Below are 15,558 nucleotides of genomic sequence, written 5' to 3' on the forward strand. Positions count from 1 at the left end.
CAGAAGTGAAGCACACGCGCTCACCGAAGTTCAATGACTTATTCATTTCGAGTTACAAAACTAGGCTTGATAACTGGCATAACTACCCGATACTGTCCCTCCTGTGCCAGATCGACGCCTTCGCCCGGTCAGCGGACGTGGCGTCGGGCCGGGCACGAGATCGACCTCGCCGGCGCCAGGGGGCTCCGGCGAAAGCAGGACCCGCCGCAGCGGCCGCGCCCGGCACGAGGAGGACCTTCCGTGACTGACCCCGTGGTTTCCCCCGTGGTTGCCGAGGTCACCGACCGCGTCGTCACGCGCAGCCGCGACACCCGCCGGGCCTACCTGGAGCAGGTGCGTCGCGCCGGGGCCGAACTGCGCGAGCGGGGGCCGGCCCGGGGGCGGCTCGCCTGCGCCAACCTGGCCCACGGCTTCGCCGCCGCTCCGGCCGAGGACAAGCTCGACCTGCGGGGCGCGGCCAAGCCCGGCGTGGCCATCGTGACCTCGTACAACGACATGCTGTCGGCGCACCAGCCGTACGAGACGTACCCGCCGGAGCTCAAGCGGGCGGTCCGCGAGGCGGGCGGCGTGGCGCAGGTGGCGGGTGGCGTGCCCGCGATGTGCGACGGCGTGACCCAGGGCCGGGCCGGCATGGAGCTGTCCCTCTACAGCCGCGACCTGATCGCCATGGCGACCGCGATCGCGCTGTCGCACGACATGTTCGACGCGGCGCTGCTGCTCGGGGTCTGCGACAAGATCGTCCCGGGGCTGCTCGTCGGCGCGTTACGCTTCGGCCATCTGCCCGCGGTGTTCGTGCCCGCCGGGCCGATGACCTCCGGCCTGCCCAACAAGGTCAAGGCCCGGGCCCGGCAGGCCTTCGCCGAGGGCAAGATCGGCCGTGGCGAGATGCTCGACGCCGAGGCCGCCTCCTACCACTCCCCCGGCACCTGCACCTTCTACGGCACCGCCAACTCCAACCAGCTCCTGATGGAGGTCATGGGGCTCCACCTGCCGGGCGCGACGTTCGTCAACCCGCACACCGAGCTGCGGCAGGCGCTGACCCGGGCGGCGGCGCGGCGGGCCGTGGAGATCACCCCGCACGGCGCGGAGTACACCCCGCTCGGCGAGGTCGTGGACGAGAAGGCGATCGTCAACGCGGTCGTCGCGCTGCTCGCCTCGGGCGGCTCCACCAACCACACGATGCACCTGGTCACGATGGCGGCCGCCGCCGGGATCACCCTGACCTGGGATGACATGGCCGCCCTGTCCAAGGTCGTGCCGCTGATCACCCGGATGTACCCCAACGGCCAGGCGGACGTGAACCACTTCCACGCCGCGGGCGGCATGGCGGTGTTCATCGGCGACCTGCTGGACGCCGGGCTCCTCCACGCCGACGTGCTGACCGTGGCCGGGCGCGGCCTCGGCCACTACCGCACGGCTCCCACCCTGAAGGAGGGCGTGCTGGTGTGGGAGGAGCGGACCGAGCCCAGCACCGACCCCGACGTCCTGCGGCCGGTCGCCGAGCCGTTCTCCCCCGACGGGGGCATCCACATGCTGTCGGGCAACCTGGGCCGCGCGGTGAGCAAGGTCTCCGCCGTCAAGCCCGAGCACCTGGTCATCGAGGCCCCGGCCCTGGTGTTCGACGACCAGCTCGACCTGCTCGCCGCGTTCGACCGGGGCGAGCTGAACGGGCGGGACTTCGTCGCGGTCGTCCGCTACCAGGGTCCCCGCGCCAACGGCATGCCGGAGCTGCACAAGCTCACGCCGCCGCTGGCCGTGCTGCTCGACCGCGGCCAGAAGGTCGCGATCGTGACCGACGGCCGCATGTCCGGCGCCTCGGGGAAGGTCCCCGCGGCGATCCACCTCTCCCCCGAGGCCGCCGACGGCGGGCCGATCGCGCTGCTGCGCGACGGCGACGTGATCCGCCTCGACTCCGCCGCCGGGACGCTCACCGTGCTCGCCGACCTCACCGGACGCACGCCCGAGGGCGCGCCCCTGACCGACGAGCAGTGGACCGGCACCGGCCGCGACCTGTTCGCCTCCTTCCGCCGTACGGTCGGCCCCGCCGAGCGCGGCGCGAGTGTCTTCGGGGGCACCGCGTGAGCCTGCCCTGGCTGGTCGCCGACGTGGGCGGCACCAACGCCCGGTTCGGTTTGGTGACCCGGCGCGGAGGGCAGCCGGAGGCGGTAACCGTACTCGACGTTTCCCAGCATCTCGGCCTTGCCGATGCCGTAGCCGCCTATCTCGCAGACCATGCGGGCGGAGTTCGGCCGGGGGCCGCGTGCCTGGCGATCGCCGGTCCGGTCGACAGAGACCGGTACCGGCTGACGAACGCGGGATGGTCGGGTTCCGTGAACGACCTGGGCATCCCGCGTACGGTGCTCCTCAACGACTTCGAGGCCCTCGCGATCTCACTGCCCCACCTCGCGGGCAATGATCTCGTGTCGCTCGGCGGCCCCCCGCCGTCGCCCGGCCTGACGAAGGCCGTGCTGGGCCCGGGCACCGGGCTCGGGGTGGCGGGGCTGGTCCCCGTACGAGAGGGCTGGCTGCCCGTGGCCGGCGAGGGCGGGCACGTGGCGGTCCCGGTCGTGACGGACCTGGAGATGGAGATCGTGCGGGCGCTGCGCGCCGACGGCCTGCCGTACGTGGACGCCGAGCACCTGCTGTCGGGCACCGGGCTGCCGCGCCTGCACCGCGGCCTCGCGCTCGTACGCGGCGTCGCGCCGGACGCGCGGACGGCTCCCCAGGAGACGGCCCGGGAGACGTCCCGGACGGCGGGTACCGTGACGACGGGAGCCCGGGCGACGGCGGCCGGGGCCGCGACGCCCGGGTTGACGGCGGCTACCGGGTTGACGGCGGCGCAGATCACCTCGTCGGACGACCCGCTGTGCGTCGAGACCGTGGAGGTCTTCCTCGCGCTGCTCGGCGGGTTCGCCGGCGGCGTGGCCCTGACGTTCGGCGCGCGGGGCGGGGTCTACCTGGGCGGCGGCGTGCTGCCCCGGCTGGCCGCGCGCATCCCGGGCAGCGCGTTCCGGGCCCGGTTCGAGACGACCGCTCCGGCGCTGACGGACTACGCCGCCGCGATCCCGACCTCGCTGATCGTCGCCGAGCAGCCGGCGCTGACGGGTGCGGCCGCCTGGCTCGCCCAACGATTCCCCGAAGTGGAGCTGTGATGAGCAACCTTCTCGACCTCGCGCCGGTCGTCCCGGTGGTCGTCCTCGACGACGCGGAGAGCGCCGTCCCCCTCGCCCGGGCGCTGGTGGCGGGCGGCCTGCCGGTCATCGAGGTGACTCTGCGCACCCCGGCCGCCCTCGACGCGATCCGGCGGATCGCCGCCGAGGTGCCGGAGGCCGTGATCGGTGCGGGCACCGTACGGTCGCCGGAGGACGTGGAGTCCGCGGTCGCGGCGGGTTCCCGGTTCCTCGTCTCCCCCGGCACCACCCCCGGGCTGCTCGCGGCCATGCTCGCCTCGGGCGTGCCGTTCCTGCCGGGCGTGGCCACGGCCACCGAGGCGATGACGCTGGCCGAGCGCGGCGTGCGTGAGCTGAAGTTCTTCCCGGCGGAGCCGGCCGGCGGCGTCTCCTATCTCAAGGCGCTGAGCGGCCCGCTGCCCGACGTCCGCTTCTGCCCCACCGGCGGGATCACCCCCGCGAGCGCGCTGTCCTATCTGGCCCTGTCCAACGTGGGGTGCGTGGGCGGAAGCTGGCTGACACCGCGTAGCCTGGTGTCCGCAGGCGACTTCGCGAGGATCGAGAAGCTCGCCGCCGAGGCCGCGGCGCTGCGTCCCTGAGCCCCTTTCGCCCGCACGGAAATCCCCGACCGGCCCTCCGGCCACGCCGGGACCCCTAGCGGGCCGCGGGGCCCGGGGCCTTCCCGCGCCCGACCGCACAAGCTCGCCGGCCGAGCCACCCTCCCTCGGTGACGCCGGTGGCCATGCTCGTGGACCGTGACCCGGCCACACGTTCATGGACTCCGGGCCCGTGCGCCGCTCACCCGCGGCGTGCGGGCCCTCTCCGTTCAGGGCCGGGTCGCGGTCATGACGAGGCCGGTGTCACCGTCCCAGAGGTCAGCGCCGCCTGCACGATGCGGATCGCCTCGCCCGTGTCGATGCCGACGCCGGCGACCACGGCCGCGTAGTCGGCGGCGGCCCGGCGGGCCCGCTCCAGGCCGTCCTCGCCGGCGGCCGACACGAACGAACCCGCCCGCCCGCGCGTTTCGATGAGTCCTGCCTCCTCCAGCTCCCGGTACGCCCGGCCGACCGTGTTCACGGCCAGGCCAAGGTTGGCCGCGAGCTGGCGGATGGTCGGAAGGCGGGTGCCCACGGCAAGCGTGCGATCCTGAATCTGCCGGGCGAGCTGGGCCCGCAGCTGCTCGAACGGCGGCACCGGCGAGGCCGCATCGATGACGATCATCGGACGCTCATCACCCGCCGGGCCACCGTCGCGCTCGACGGCGTCCTGACACGGAGCGCGACGCACACGACCATGCCCAAGATCACGTTGACGACCGCAGCGGCGCTCCACCAGCCGGGCGCGGTGCCGAACAGCAGCACCATGGGCAGCGACCACTGCACGCTCGGCGTGGTGAGATCGCGGGCGTCCTCGACGCGCATGATGACGTCGGCGGTCAGCGACTCCTCGTCCTCCGCCACGACCGGGCGCCGCAGCAGGTGGCGCAGTTGCACGGCGGTGATGGCCGTCACGCCGAGCAGGCCGATCAGCAGGACGACGGCCGGCTGCCGCACGGTGGGGTCGGGAACGGCCAGGGCGCTCCAGGCCAGCACCATCGCACCGGCGAACGTGGCGACCGCGAAGACGGCGTACGGCAGGCCGAGCACGGCCCGCCAGCTGGGCTGGATCGGATGGGCGGCCCTGCGGGACAGCGTCGCGCCCGCCCGCTGATCGACGCGTCGCACCCACCAGTCGAGCAGCGACTGTGCGAGCAGCAGCACGGCCACCAGCGCGGTCAGGACCAGCAGCGGCAGCGGTCGATGCGGCTGGAAGCCGCCGAAGGCGGAACTGGCGAGCCGGTCGTAGGCCGCGGCGAGCGCGCTCGCGATGATCAGCACGGCCAGGATGAGGTGAGCGGCGAGGCGGGCGCGTCTCCGGACCGACAGCCGGCCGGCCAGCAGCGGGGTCGGGCGGGCACCGGACAGGCCGTGCCGGGCCAGCCATGCGTCCGCCAATCGCAGGTCGGTCGCAGGCGCCGACGGGCCGGTGTCCGATAAAGGTTCATGGGCCATGACCCCCCCCTTTGTCGCAAGGTTTGTAGCAACATCATGAGACATGCCTTGAGACAAAGTCAACGCCCCGTGACCCTCGCCGGGACGTCGCCGGCTTGAGGTCCCGTGCGGCGAGCGTTCCACGCCGCCTACGATCGGCGCGTGCTCACCGTGTTCACTCACGAGGGCACCGGCCGGCGCGTCTCCTGTCGAGTGGGGCCTGGCTCGTATCCGAGGGCGCTCGACGCCTACTGTTCACCTTCGGAGGCGCAACCGGGGGCCGACGATCGCCGTCTCCTTGGTGTGGACGGTTATCGCACCCTTTTGGCCCTCGTGCTGGCGGCCGGCGTCGGCCTCGCTCCGGTCGCTTCGGCGGCGGCCGATCCGGCGTCGGGATGGCAGGTGAGCCTGCGCGGCGGGGCCGGTTCGTCCGTCGACGACCTCGCCGCCACCGGGCCCGCCGACGCGTGGGCCGTGGGCGCGCGCAGGACCGGGACGCTGGATCCGAGGAACGGCTCCTACTTCACGGCTCCCCTGATCGAACACTGGGACGGGCGCAGGTGGGCGACGGCCGCGAACCCCGCGGGTCCCACTGCACTGGCACACTGGTAGCCGAGACGGCGCGAAGTGGCAGCAGATCCGCCTGCCCGGCGACGTCGTCAAGGATCTCTCCCCCGACGGCCGGGGCGGTGTGCTCGCGGCCTCGTACCGGCAGTCGACCACCGCGACGCCTGACGGGCAGGATCCCTATGCCTACACCACCTTGTCCGTCGACCTCCTCCGCCACACCGGCCGGAAACTGACCCGCCAGACCGTCACTCCCGCGTCGAACGGCTTCGAGTGGTCGGACCTCGTCGCCGTCCCGGGCACCGGTTCGGTGCTGGCCGCGGGTTTCAACCGGCGGCCTCCCCAGGGCCACGTCGTCTTCCGCTACGACGGCTAGGACCTCGCGTGGGCCTTCAGGCTCGACTCGTCCCCTCACGGGCGAAGTTCGGTTCCGCCGCTTCCAGGCGCGGCACCGAGATGCCCAGCCGTCGTGCTTCGGCCAGGGTGTCCCGGCAGACCTCACGCGGCTCCTCGGCGTCGGGGTCGGAGTGCGCCGCGAAACTCACGCGCGCGAACGCGACATGAGCGGTCAGCCAGGCGAGCACGGGGGCCGTCAGCCAGGTGGGCGCACGGAACAGCAGCACACCGCCCCGGTGACGGCGCAGGTCGACGCCGCGCGCCTCGAGGAGCGGCAGAAGCTCGCGGCCGGCCAGCAGCGCCTCGCGCAGGTCGCCCGTCGCCCCGGCCAGCTTCGACAGGGAGCCCAGCCGCAGGCCCTGCGAGAACAGGGCGGCGTCCGACGCAAAATGGACCCACAGCCAGCCGCGGAAGTCAGGCCGCTCCTTGAGCCGGAGCCCGGCCTCGCGAAACGCCTGGCGCACGGCCCGTTCACGGCCGGTCGGGGGCCGGCCGAGAGTGCCGAAGACGACCGACGGCAGCAGCGCCCCACGGAGCACGCCGTCCGCGCCGAAACCGCCACCGGCCTGGGGAAAGCCCCAGGCGATCCGGTCGACGGGGAGAGCGCCGATCGCGGCCGGCGGCTCGGTCCAGAGGTTGCCGAAGACCAGCACCGTGGCCTGGCCGACACGCGGGGACAGGAAGGCCGTCGCCTCCGGGAGGCGGTGGTGCGGCACGCTGAGCACGATCAGGTCGAAGTCGTGGTCCGGCTCCAGCGCCTCGCGGCAGCGCACCGGCCACCTCTCGACGACGCGCCGCCCCCACAGCCGGCGCCGCATATCGATCAGGTCGAGGTCCACCGCGTCTCCGTACGTCGCCGCGCGGCCCGGCCGGACGTAGAACTCGACGTCATGTCCCGCCTGTCGCAGGGCCCAGCCGTAGACGGTGGCGATCACGCCTCGGCCGAACATCAGGATCTTCACACTGCACCTCGTGGGGTACGATCGATTCGGAGACAATCTCCACTTTGCAAAATATGGAGGCCATCTCCACTTGTCAACGCGAGGTAGCTCATGACCGCAGGCAAGCCACTGCGGGCCGACGCCCAACGCAACCGCGATGTCCTGATCGCCAAGGCACGAGAGATCTTCGACGCAGGCGAGTTCTTCGACCTGCGCTTCGATGACTTCGCACGCCTGGCCGGGGTGGGCACCGGCACGTTGTACCGCCACTTCCCCACCCGGGAGGCGCTGGCCGAGGCGGTCTACCACGGGGAAGTCGCCGCGCTGTGCGACCGCGCCCGCCGGCTACAGGCCACGCTGCCCGCGGCGGAGGCTCTGGCGACCTTCCTGCGCGGCATGGTCGACCACATAGCTGCCCACAAGGGCCTGGCCCGGACGCTGGCCACGCTCATGGCCGATCGCTCGGGTGCCCTCGCCGAGGGCAGCCTGGCGCTGGAGCAGGCTGTCACCGACCTGATGGCCGCCGCCGTGCGGGACGGCTCCGTTCGCGACGACGTGGATGCCGGTGCCGTGATGATGGCGCTGCACGGCATCGGTGCGGCCCATGACCGCCCCGCATGGCGGGCCGAGGCCGACGATGTCATCACCCTCGTGCTGGACGGGCTGCGCCGCCCGCTGTGACAAGGTGCGACACGAGGTCGCATGCCGCGAGCCAAGGGTCCGGTCAGTGGTACGGCGGCGCCGACGTGCGACAACCGTACGGTGATCTCAGCCCGAGCCCCGGGGCACCGGCGGACGAGCAGGGTCGCTTACAACAGGTGCGCGACCATCTCGGCGAACTCCTCGGGGGAAGCGATCCGCACACCCAGAGATTCGGCCTTCGCCCGCTTGGACCCCGCGGCGTCTCCTGCGACGACCAGCGAGGTCTTCGCCGAGACGCTGGAGGACGCCCGGCCTCCGGCCCGCTCGATGAGCTCGTTCATCTGGTTGCGAGACAGTGCCGCCAACTGCCCGCTCATCGCGCCCGTGACCACGACCGTCATCCCGGTCAGCGGCAGCGCACCCGGCCCGTCCTCACCCGACGCCGGGGTGGTCGTGCCGACCTCGTCACCGGCGGGCGCCGCCGCATCAGGCTCCACCATGTTCACCCCGGCCCGGACGAGCTTGTCGATGAGGTCGCTCAGCTCGGCCAGGTCAAGGACATTGATCTCGGCGTTGGCGATGCTCGCCCACGCCTTCCTCGCCGCGGTTACCGCCCACCAACGAGCCGACCAGTCGGCTGGACCCGAGCTGGCGCCATTGACGCTCGGCGAGACCCGGCGCCTACTCGTCCGGCTGCTCATGCAGACCGCCCACAGCATGACTGACCTACTCCGCTGGTCCCGCTGGCGGCGACATCATCAAGCCCGTGCCCGGGTCAGCCATTACCGGCGACAAGCTCTTTACGAGCCCGGATCAGGAACTACGGTGCCCGGAAGAACCACCCGCGACCTGCCGCCCGACACCCGCGCTCACCGTCTGTGCCACCCATCGCGGGCGTCGGCGCCCGGCACGCGACAACCGCCGAACAGCGCTGGCGGCGGGCGCAAACTCACCCGGCACACCGTCGACTTTGCACGGCGCACCACTGCGGCAGGCCAGAGATTCCATGCGGCACGCCACCGCGGCACGGCCACGGGAACCCGGGCGTCCCCCACAGCCCCGCAGGTAGCCACAGGCCCTGGGCCGCCCCCCTGGCGGCCATAACTTTTCGCTATCGCCCGGTGGTCGCGTGTTAACACAGCCGACATCGACCGATATGTCATGAAGCCTTTCCTGATCACCCCTTTATGGTGACACCGCTTTCGACGTGAAAATCCATCCCGGAAGACGCCATTTCGAGCGAGCCGTAAATTCCCCCAGGCACCGCCGCTGCCACAGCGATGACCAGCATCGACACCTCCGATAACACTTGCCCAAAATCCGGATATCCGGATTGTTGAGTCAACTCCGTACCAAGGGTTAACCCTCCAGTCAAGGCGTTGATCGGGTCTTCATTTCATGAAATACCGGATTCGCCTAACAAAACGACAAGGAGGAAATCCTTCGTGAAACTGTCCCCCCCGGTCACCCGCACAAGCCGCTTCGCGGCGGCGGCCGCCGCCGGACTCGCCCTGGTGACCATCGCCGGGACCCAGGCGGCCGTCGCCCAGGACCCGGCCCCGGCCAAGGAAGTCCATACCCAGGCCATCGAGCCCACGGGCGCGGTGCCCGGCGGATACGCCTCGTGGAAGGACCTGCTGGCCACCCAGCAGCGGCTCGTCCAGGCCGCCGACCACATCACCGCCGCGGTGCAGGAGCAGGGCGGCGGCGGCCTCGCCGGCATCGTGGTATCCGCCGAGAACCGCGAGCTGCGCCTGTACTGGAAGGGCCAAACCCCCAAGTCGATCGACGAAATCTCCGGTGAGCTCGGCAGCGACCTGAAGCTGAGCGTCCTTCCCGCGCGTTTCACCGCCAAGCAGCTGGCCGCCGCCTCAGCCCGGATCGCCAAGAGGGGCGGCAGCGCGATCACCTCGATCACGCCCAACGTGGACGGCTCGGGCCTGACGCTCAGCGGGCTCACTGCGGCCAAGGCCCGCTCGGCGATCTCGGAGGAGAGCGTCCCGGTCGCCGTACAGACGGGCGAGCGCCCGGCCCTGGCCACCCGCTGGAACGACTCGCCGCCCTGGTGGGGCGGCGCGGCCTGGAGGAACGCCAACCTCGGCAGCGGCTGCTCCACCGGCTTCGCCGTGACCTACGGCGGAGCCACCAAGATGCTGACCGCCGGGCACTGTGGCGACGTCGGCCAGACGGCCACCGACCCCACCGGTGAGGTCATCGGCGGCATCAGCCAGGACAACAACAGCTACGACGTCGCGCTGATCAACGCCGGCACCCAGGGATACGTCTACAACAATTCCGTCGGCAACATCTCCACCGAGTTCAGCTCCCTCGTCATCGGCACCGCGAGCAGCTACGTCGGCATGTACCTGTGCACCTCGGGCGCCTACTCCGGCACCGTCTGCAACAGCCAGGTCACGGCGACCGGGGTCACGATCATCACGGGCTACACGATTTACAACTTGGTCCGCGCGGAGCAGACCGCCCACACCAACGCCGCCGGCCAGGGCGACAGCGGCGGCCCGGTGGAGCTCGTCAACCCCTCCAACACGACCCAGGTCTACGCGACCGGCGTCATCACCGCCATCGACACCAGCGCCGCCGTCCCGTGCACCGGCTACGTGACCAGCGGCCGGATCTGCTCCTGGCGGTTCTACTACGCGCCGTGGGCCAACGCGACCACCGCGTTCCCGGGCATCGCGATCAAGATCGGCTGACCGTACGAGCCGTTCGGCACGGAACTCGGCACGGGGCGGGGCCGGCGCGTTTCGCCGGCCCCGCCCAATCCGCACTCGTACGCTGACGACGACAGGCGGGCAGGACGGCCCGCCCGGGAAGGAGCGCGGGGACATGGACCTGTATGAGCGGCGGGGCCGCCTGCCGGACGAAGCCGCGGCGCCTTCCCGGGCCGGTGAAGCGCCGCGGGCCGCGCGGCGCGGCGCGAAGGCAGCCCGCAGGATCGCAGTCGCCCTGCTCGGGGCCCTGGCCCTCGGTGCTGTCACGGCGGTGGCCTGCGCGTCGACGGGCCCCGCCGCCGCGGGTGACGTCCCGTCCGCCTCCGGTGCGCCGCACCCCGGTCAGGTGGAGCTCGCGAGGCTGGCCGACCGCGTCGACGCGGCCCTGCGGCGCGACTTCCCCCGTCAGTACGCCGGGGTCGCCCTGGCGCCCACGGGAGGCGGCCTGATCGTCTACCGGCGCCCGTCGCCCGCCCTCGACGCGGCGCTGCGCGCCCGTTTCCCGAAAGCGCCGATCAAGACGCGCTACGCGCCCCATGCGGCGCGGGAGCTGGACGCCCTGGCCGCGCGGGTGCGCCGCGACATCGCCTACTGGGGCCGGCGCGGGGTGCCCATCACGTCGGTGACCGCGCGTCACGACGGCACCGCCGTGGAGGTCGGCACCACTTCCGTGGCCCGCGCCTCGGCGCAGCTGCGGCGGCGGTACGGCTCGGCCCCGCTCCGGTCCGTCGAGGCCAGGCCGTCGCTGATCCCGGACGGCGCGCACTGACGCCTGTCCGGGTTATCGGGAACCAGACCTCGATTCGGGACAAAAGGAGTTCCGGGCCGTCACGGACCGCTAACAGGCGAAGAAGCCGCAGGTCGCTACCCCTGATTTCTGCACTCCGCCTCCTCGAAGGCCCAACTCCGTAGTGCCGTCGGCGACTTCGCCGCCGATTCCCTTCCCGCCGGCCCCTGGGCGGCCAAGCTCTACGCCGATGCCGTCACCCGCAGCAAGGACCACCCGCACGTCACCCGCATCCTCGCCGACGCCTGGCTACATGTAATCGGGTACTGCTGGCAGGACGCCGCCGCCTACGATCCTGCCAAGGGCAGAGCCCTCCAAGCCCTGCTTCATAAGATCGAGAGGCGGCGGCTCGGCACAGGGGGACTCAGTCGCAGAGCAGGGCGGCGATCGCGTCGGTCGTGGCGTGGTGACGGGCGAGCAGCTCCCGCACCTCGGCGCCTCCCAGCTCCGGGCCGTCGACGTCGGGCCATTCGGCTGGGCAAGCGAGCAGGGCCGCCACGGTGTCGCACGCCTGCGGGTGCCGGGCCAGCAGTGCGGCGACCGGCCCGCTCAGTACGGCGGCAGGGCGGGCCCGCCTGGCCGGTACGGCCGGCCGTTCCCACGGCGGCGTCCACCCGTCCAGCTCGGCGAGGTTACCGGGGAAGGTGCGGCCCGCCTCCCGGACGAGCACCGGCACCAGCTCCTGCGCGTGCCTGCGCAGCGTCGTGATCAGCGTCGGCAGCCACGGCAGCAGAACGGAGTCGGGCAGCCGCGCGAACGCCTTGGACAGCGCCTCCACCACGAACGGCGCGAGGGCCGGGACCGGTTCGAGCGCCTGGACGAACCCGCTCAGGTAGAGCGGGAAGGCGGGAACGACAAGCGGGTTGGCCAGCAGTTCATCACACCTGGCGCGCAACTCGTCCCGCGGCAGCAGGCCCAGCTGCGTCTTGGCCGCCCACAGCAGGGCTACTTTGGCGGGGGCCTCCGGGTGTGACTGCCGTATGGCGAGTTCGAGCTGGGCCCGGTCGCAGCCCAGCGCCAGCGCGAGGCTCTCCAGCGTGAACAGGAAGCCGAGCATGGCACCGACCTGCCGTAGGCCGGTGTCGTCGTCGGCGAAGGCGGTGGGCAGCAGCGTGCAGTAGTGCGCGTATCCGGCCGTGACGAACGCCTCGCACCAAGTCGGCAGTTCCGGTTGCGTGGCCCGGAAGTGGGCCAGCAGCCGCCGGATCCGGCGCAGCACCTCGGGCGCGTCGTCGACCGTGCGCTCTGCGGCCAGCAACTCGACCGCGCGGTTACCGAGCTCGTCGGCGAACCGGCGGCTGCCGAGGTAGAGGATGGCGTCCTCCACGGCCGCGAGTGCGTCTCCGGCGGTGGCACGGGGCTCCCAGACCTTGCGGCGTAGCCGCTGCTCCAGCACCTGCTCGACAGTGACGCCCTCGTAGCCCAGCTCGATGATCGACCGCTGGTGCCGGCCGATCGCCAGATCCCAGCTTTCCTGAATCGGCCGCTCGCCGAGCCGCCTGGCCCCCATGATCGGCCGTACCGCGTCGTCGGGCAGCAGGTAGCGCAGCTTCCACAGCACGTCCGAGCACGGCTCCAGCTCCGGGTCCGCCTTCAGGTCGAGCAGCACCCGCTGCTGGGTGCGCCGGCTCAGGTCCAGCCCTAGCGGCTCCAGCCGGTCGTACACGTCGCGGGCGAGCGGCGGCAGCGCCTCGTAGCCGACCACGCCGATCCGGTCACCGCCCAGCAGGATCTCGCACAGGCGGCGGACGTCCCGGCGGCCCGGCACGGCGTCCTTCTCGATGCAGGTCACCGCCGCGTCCGCGAAGTCGTACGGCGCGGGCCTGGCCCGGCCACGCAGACCGGCGAGCAAGATCGACGTCTCGAACACGGCGATGGCGTCGGCCGTGCTGGCCAGGTAGCCGTTGCGTCGGGCCAGCCGCACGATGTCGACGCACCACCCACGCAGCTCGTCCTCGTCCAGGTCGTCCAGCACGGGCGGGGTGGCCAGGAACCCGGCGAGCCGGTCGCGGGCCGGCCCGGCGACGGCGGGCGGCGCGGCCTTGACCGCCTTGGCGCGGGCGCGCCTGTCCTGCTGCCCCTTCAGCCGGTACGGCGTGGCACCGGCCCGCCGAATCGCCTTGGCCCAGGTGGCGGCGGCGATCGACACCGATCCCTGGGCCAGGCCGAACTGGGCCTCGATCGCCGAGTGGCTGGAGGGGATGAGCCCGTACAGCCAGCGGGTGCCGGTGCGCGGCGTGATCGTGTAGGGGGCCGCGTCGGATGTCAGACCGAACTCGGTGATTTCGCTGACGGCGTGGAAGGCCCCGCATACGTACAGGCAGTCGGCCGGGTCGGCTCCGGAGATGGCGAGATGCTCGCGGATCCGCGTCCACATGTAGCGTTCGCGTTCCTCGTCGATCGCCAGCCGGTCGTCCTGTGCGGGGCGCAGCCGCCGGAACAGGCTGCCGATCAACGCCATAGCCTGCCGGTAGGTGTCGTAGTCCGCACCGGTCAGCGGCTGCTCGACGTACTGGTCCCACCATTCCGACCAGTGCCGGACCTTGCCGTGATGCAGCAGGTGGGCCTCCAACTCGGCGAAGCGGGGGCGCAGGTCGCCGATCTCGACGCCGACGGAGTCCCCGTGCAGCGCCGCTTCTTCACCGTGCTCGTCGAGGTCCTCCGGTTCGCTCCCGGCGTCGTTCCCGGACTTGGCCGGGCCGTCCGAGGCGCCGGGCTCCCACTGGAATACGTGGTCCACCGAGCGATCGACCAGCACCAGCTCCACGTCCGGAGTGTCGAGCGCGTACGCGATCGCCTGGTATTCGGCGGACGCCTCGGTGACCGGCGCCACGACGCTGAGCGGTCCAGAGCCGGCCGGGAAGCCGTCGAGCTGAGTGGCGAACGCCTGTAGCGCCACGGGCAGCCGGCAGTTGCGCAGTTCCTCCAGCAGCGGGCGCAGGTCCTCGCACAGCTCCAGGTAGACGACCTTGGGCCGCTTGTCCCGCAGCCGCAGAGCCATCGCCAGCGCGGAGGCCGGCGAGTGGTGACACACCGGGAAAATCTCGAGGTCCTCCCGCAGCATCCGGTCGACGTCGTCGACCATGCCGGTCAGGATGTCCGACAGGGCGCCCGCGCCGCCGGAGAACGTCTCGGCGGCGGCGAGGAGTTGCCCGCGCAGGGCGTCGAACGTACTCATGACAGCGTGGAGATGGTCTGACGGCCGCCCTCGAGGAAGCTCGTCCACTCGCCGCCGTCCTTCTTGCTGCGTGGTTCGACCACACCGTGCCAGTACTTGTTGAGGATCGCCAGGTCCTCCGGTGCCCGCCGGGCCAGCGAGCCCACCAGGGAGCCGCCCAGAGTCTCGGCACGCAGCGTGCGGTCACCGAAGAAGTGACTGTGCAGGATGGCGTCCTCCAGCACGCCGATCTGCTCGGCGGTGGACAGGGCCGACTCCAGCTTCTCGTCCTCACTGGTGGCCGACGCGGCGGCTGCGCGCAGGTCGGCGAAGCTCTGCAGCAGGATGTCCAGCAGCGTGGGCGGGACGTCCAGCTCGATCCGGTGCCGGCGCAGCAGCTCCGTCGTACGGAAGCGGACGATCTCCGCCTCGCTGGTCTTGCTGGTCACCACCGGGATGCGGACGAAGTTGAACCGCCGCTTCAGCGCCGAGGAAAGGTCGTTCACCCCGCGGTCCCGGCTGTTGGCCGTGGCGATGATCGAGAACCCGGGCCTGGCGAACACGGTGTTGTCGGTGTCCAGCTCGGGGATGGAGACGTACTTCTCGGACAGGATCGAGATCAGCGCGTCCTGCACGTCGCTGGTTGAGCGGGTCAGCTCCTCGAACCGGCCGATCACGCCCTGTTCCATCGCCGTCATGATCGGCGAGGGGATCATCGACTCCCGCGACTGGCCCTTGGCGATCACCATCGAGACGTTCCACGAATACTTGATGTGGTCCTCGGTGGTGCCCGCCGTACCCTGCACGACCAGGGTGGAGTTGCGGCAGATCGCGGCGGCGAGCAGCTCGGCCAGCCAGCTCTTGCCGGTCCCGGGGTCGCCGATCAGCAGCAGGCCGCGGTCGGAGGCGAGTGTGACGATGCTGCGCTCGACGAAGCTGCGGTCGCCGAACCACTTCTGCGGGATCTCCCTGTCCAGGCCGTCGGAACGCTCGGAACCGAGCACGAACAGCCGGACCATCCGCGGGCTGAGCCGCCAGGAGAACGGCTTGGGGCCGTCGTCGATCGACTCCAGCCAGTCGAGCTCCTCGGCGTACTTCACCTCGGCAGGCGCACGGAGCATCTCATTGGTCATCAA

At 71.7% G+C, this 15,558-nt stretch carries 14 protein-coding genes; 8 read left to right on the forward strand and 6 right to left on the reverse strand.

Annotated features, from left to right (window positions below):
* Positions 1-240: 240 nt before the first annotated feature.
* From edd to eda, 3 genes are read left to right on the forward strand one after another with little or no spacing between them, the layout of a single operon-like run.
* A complete protein-coding gene (edd, locus tag HHX33_RS15420; RefSeq protein WP_310741390.1) occupies positions 241-2,082 on the forward strand; it encodes a phosphogluconate dehydratase in 1,842 nt (613 codons plus the stop codon).
* A complete protein-coding gene (locus HHX33_RS15425) occupies positions 2,079-3,152 on the forward strand; it encodes a glucokinase (RefSeq protein ID WP_182875204.1) in 1,074 nt (357 codons plus the stop codon). The genes edd and HHX33_RS15425 overlap by 4 nt, the downstream gene beginning before the upstream one ends.
* On the forward strand, positions 3,152-3,769 hold the full coding sequence (eda, locus tag HHX33_RS15430; protein WP_111697242.1) for a bifunctional 4-hydroxy-2-oxoglutarate aldolase/2-dehydro-3-deoxy-phosphogluconate aldolase: 618 nt from the start codon (positions 3,152-3,154) through the stop codon (positions 3,767-3,769). The genes HHX33_RS15425 and eda overlap by 1 nt, the downstream gene beginning before the upstream one ends.
* A 244-nt stretch (positions 3,770-4,013) precedes the next feature.
* Here eda and HHX33_RS15435 read toward each other — a convergent pair whose 3' ends face one another.
* Together HHX33_RS15435 and HHX33_RS15440 are read right to left on the reverse strand one after the other, a co-directional pair.
* Positions 4,014-4,391 (reverse strand): GntR family transcriptional regulator, encoded by a 378-nt coding sequence (locus tag HHX33_RS15435; RefSeq protein WP_182875205.1) that lies wholly within the window; start codon positions 4,389-4,391, stop codon positions 4,014-4,016.
* Positions 4,388-5,164: a hypothetical protein gene (locus HHX33_RS15440; RefSeq protein WP_259402503.1), complete on the reverse strand. Its 777-nt coding sequence runs from the start codon at positions 5,162-5,164 to the stop codon at positions 4,388-4,390. The genes HHX33_RS15435 and HHX33_RS15440 overlap by 4 nt, the downstream gene beginning before the upstream one ends.
* Before the next feature lie 339 nt (positions 5,165-5,503).
* Here HHX33_RS15440 and HHX33_RS15445 point away from each other — a divergent pair, with 339 nt between their 5' ends.
* Positions 5,504-5,812, forward strand: a complete 309-nt coding sequence (locus HHX33_RS15445; RefSeq protein WP_182875207.1) for a hypothetical protein — start codon at positions 5,504-5,506, stop codon at positions 5,810-5,812.
* 79 nt (positions 5,813-5,891) lie between these two features.
* Positions 5,892-6,143, forward strand: a complete 252-nt coding sequence (locus HHX33_RS15450) for a hypothetical protein (RefSeq protein ID WP_182875208.1) — start codon at positions 5,892-5,894, stop codon at positions 6,141-6,143.
* A 16-nt stretch (positions 6,144-6,159) separates the two neighbouring features.
* Here HHX33_RS15450 and HHX33_RS15455 read toward each other — a convergent pair whose 3' ends face one another.
* Positions 6,160-7,125 (reverse strand): ketopantoate reductase family protein, encoded by a 966-nt coding sequence (locus HHX33_RS15455; protein WP_182875209.1) that lies wholly within the window; start codon positions 7,123-7,125, stop codon positions 6,160-6,162.
* A gap of 90 nt (positions 7,126-7,215) precedes the next feature.
* Between HHX33_RS15455 and HHX33_RS15460 the strand changes: the two genes are divergently transcribed.
* Positions 7,216-7,785: a TetR/AcrR family transcriptional regulator gene (locus tag HHX33_RS15460; RefSeq protein WP_182875210.1), complete on the forward strand. Its 570-nt coding sequence runs from the start codon at positions 7,216-7,218 to the stop codon at positions 7,783-7,785.
* A gap of 128 nt (positions 7,786-7,913) precedes the next feature.
* On the opposite strand, the gene HHX33_RS15465 is transcribed toward HHX33_RS15460, so the two are convergent.
* Positions 7,914-8,447 carry a BRCT domain-containing protein gene (locus HHX33_RS15465; RefSeq protein WP_259402504.1) on the reverse strand — a complete coding sequence of 178 codons (534 nt, stop codon included), beginning with the start codon at positions 8,445-8,447 and terminating at the stop codon, positions 7,914-7,916.
* Positions 8,448-9,191: 744 nt separating this feature from the next.
* Here HHX33_RS15465 and HHX33_RS15470 point away from each other — a divergent pair.
* Together HHX33_RS15470 and HHX33_RS15475 are read left to right on the forward strand one after the other, a co-directional pair.
* Positions 9,192-10,460: a S1 family peptidase gene (locus tag HHX33_RS15470; RefSeq protein WP_182875212.1), complete on the forward strand. Its 1,269-nt coding sequence runs from the start codon at positions 9,192-9,194 to the stop codon at positions 10,458-10,460.
* A gap of 133 nt (positions 10,461-10,593) precedes the next feature.
* Positions 10,594-11,247 carry a hypothetical protein gene (locus HHX33_RS15475; protein WP_182875213.1) on the forward strand — a complete coding sequence of 218 codons (654 nt, stop codon included), beginning with the start codon at positions 10,594-10,596 and terminating at the stop codon, positions 11,245-11,247.
* A 382-nt stretch (positions 11,248-11,629) separates the two neighbouring features.
* On the opposite strand, the gene HHX33_RS15480 is transcribed toward HHX33_RS15475, so the two are convergent.
* The gene (locus HHX33_RS15480) at positions 11,630-14,443 is read right to left on the reverse strand and encodes a DUF5682 family protein (RefSeq protein ID WP_182875214.1); all 2,814 of its coding nucleotides are present in this window, start codon (positions 14,441-14,443) and stop codon (positions 11,630-11,632) included.
* Positions 14,440-15,555 (reverse strand): ATP-binding protein, encoded by a 1,116-nt coding sequence (locus tag HHX33_RS15485; protein ID WP_111697253.1) that lies wholly within the window; start codon positions 15,553-15,555, stop codon positions 14,440-14,442. Before HHX33_RS15485 ends, HHX33_RS15480 begins: the two co-directional genes overlap by 4 nt.
* Between the last annotated feature and the right edge of the window lie 3 nt (positions 15,556-15,558).

The sequence above is a fragment of the Microbispora sp. H10670 genome (assembly GCF_014161385.1).
GTDB classification, from domain to species: Bacteria; Actinomycetota; Actinomycetes; order Streptosporangiales; family Streptosporangiaceae; genus Microbispora; species Microbispora triticiradicis.

Bases quoted from the DNA above. Each gene is read 5' to 3' on its own strand.
- eda (WP_111697242.1), top strand. From the start codon at position 3,152: ATGAGCAACCTTCTCGACCTCGCGCCGGTCGTCCCGGTGGTCGTCCTC.
- HHX33_RS15435 (WP_182875205.1), bottom strand. From the start codon at position 4,391: ATGATCGTCATCGATGCGGCCTCGCCGGTGCCGCCGTTCGAGCAGCTG.
- HHX33_RS15460 (WP_182875210.1), top strand. From the start codon at position 7,216: ATGACCGCAGGCAAGCCACTGCGGGCCGACGCCCAACGCAACCGCGAT.
- HHX33_RS15465 (WP_259402504.1), bottom strand. From the start codon at position 8,447: ATGAGCAGCCGGACGAGTAGGCGCCGGGTCTCGCCGAGCGTCAATGGC.
- HHX33_RS15475 (WP_182875213.1), top strand. From the start codon at position 10,594: ATGGACCTGTATGAGCGGCGGGGCCGCCTGCCGGACGAAGCCGCGGCG.
- HHX33_RS15480 (WP_182875214.1), bottom strand. From the start codon at position 14,443: ATGAGTACGTTCGACGCCCTGCGCGGGCAACTCCTCGCCGCCGCCGAG.
- HHX33_RS15485 (WP_111697253.1), bottom strand. From the start codon at position 15,555: ATGACCAATGAGATGCTCCGTGCGCCTGCCGAGGTGAAGTACGCCGAG.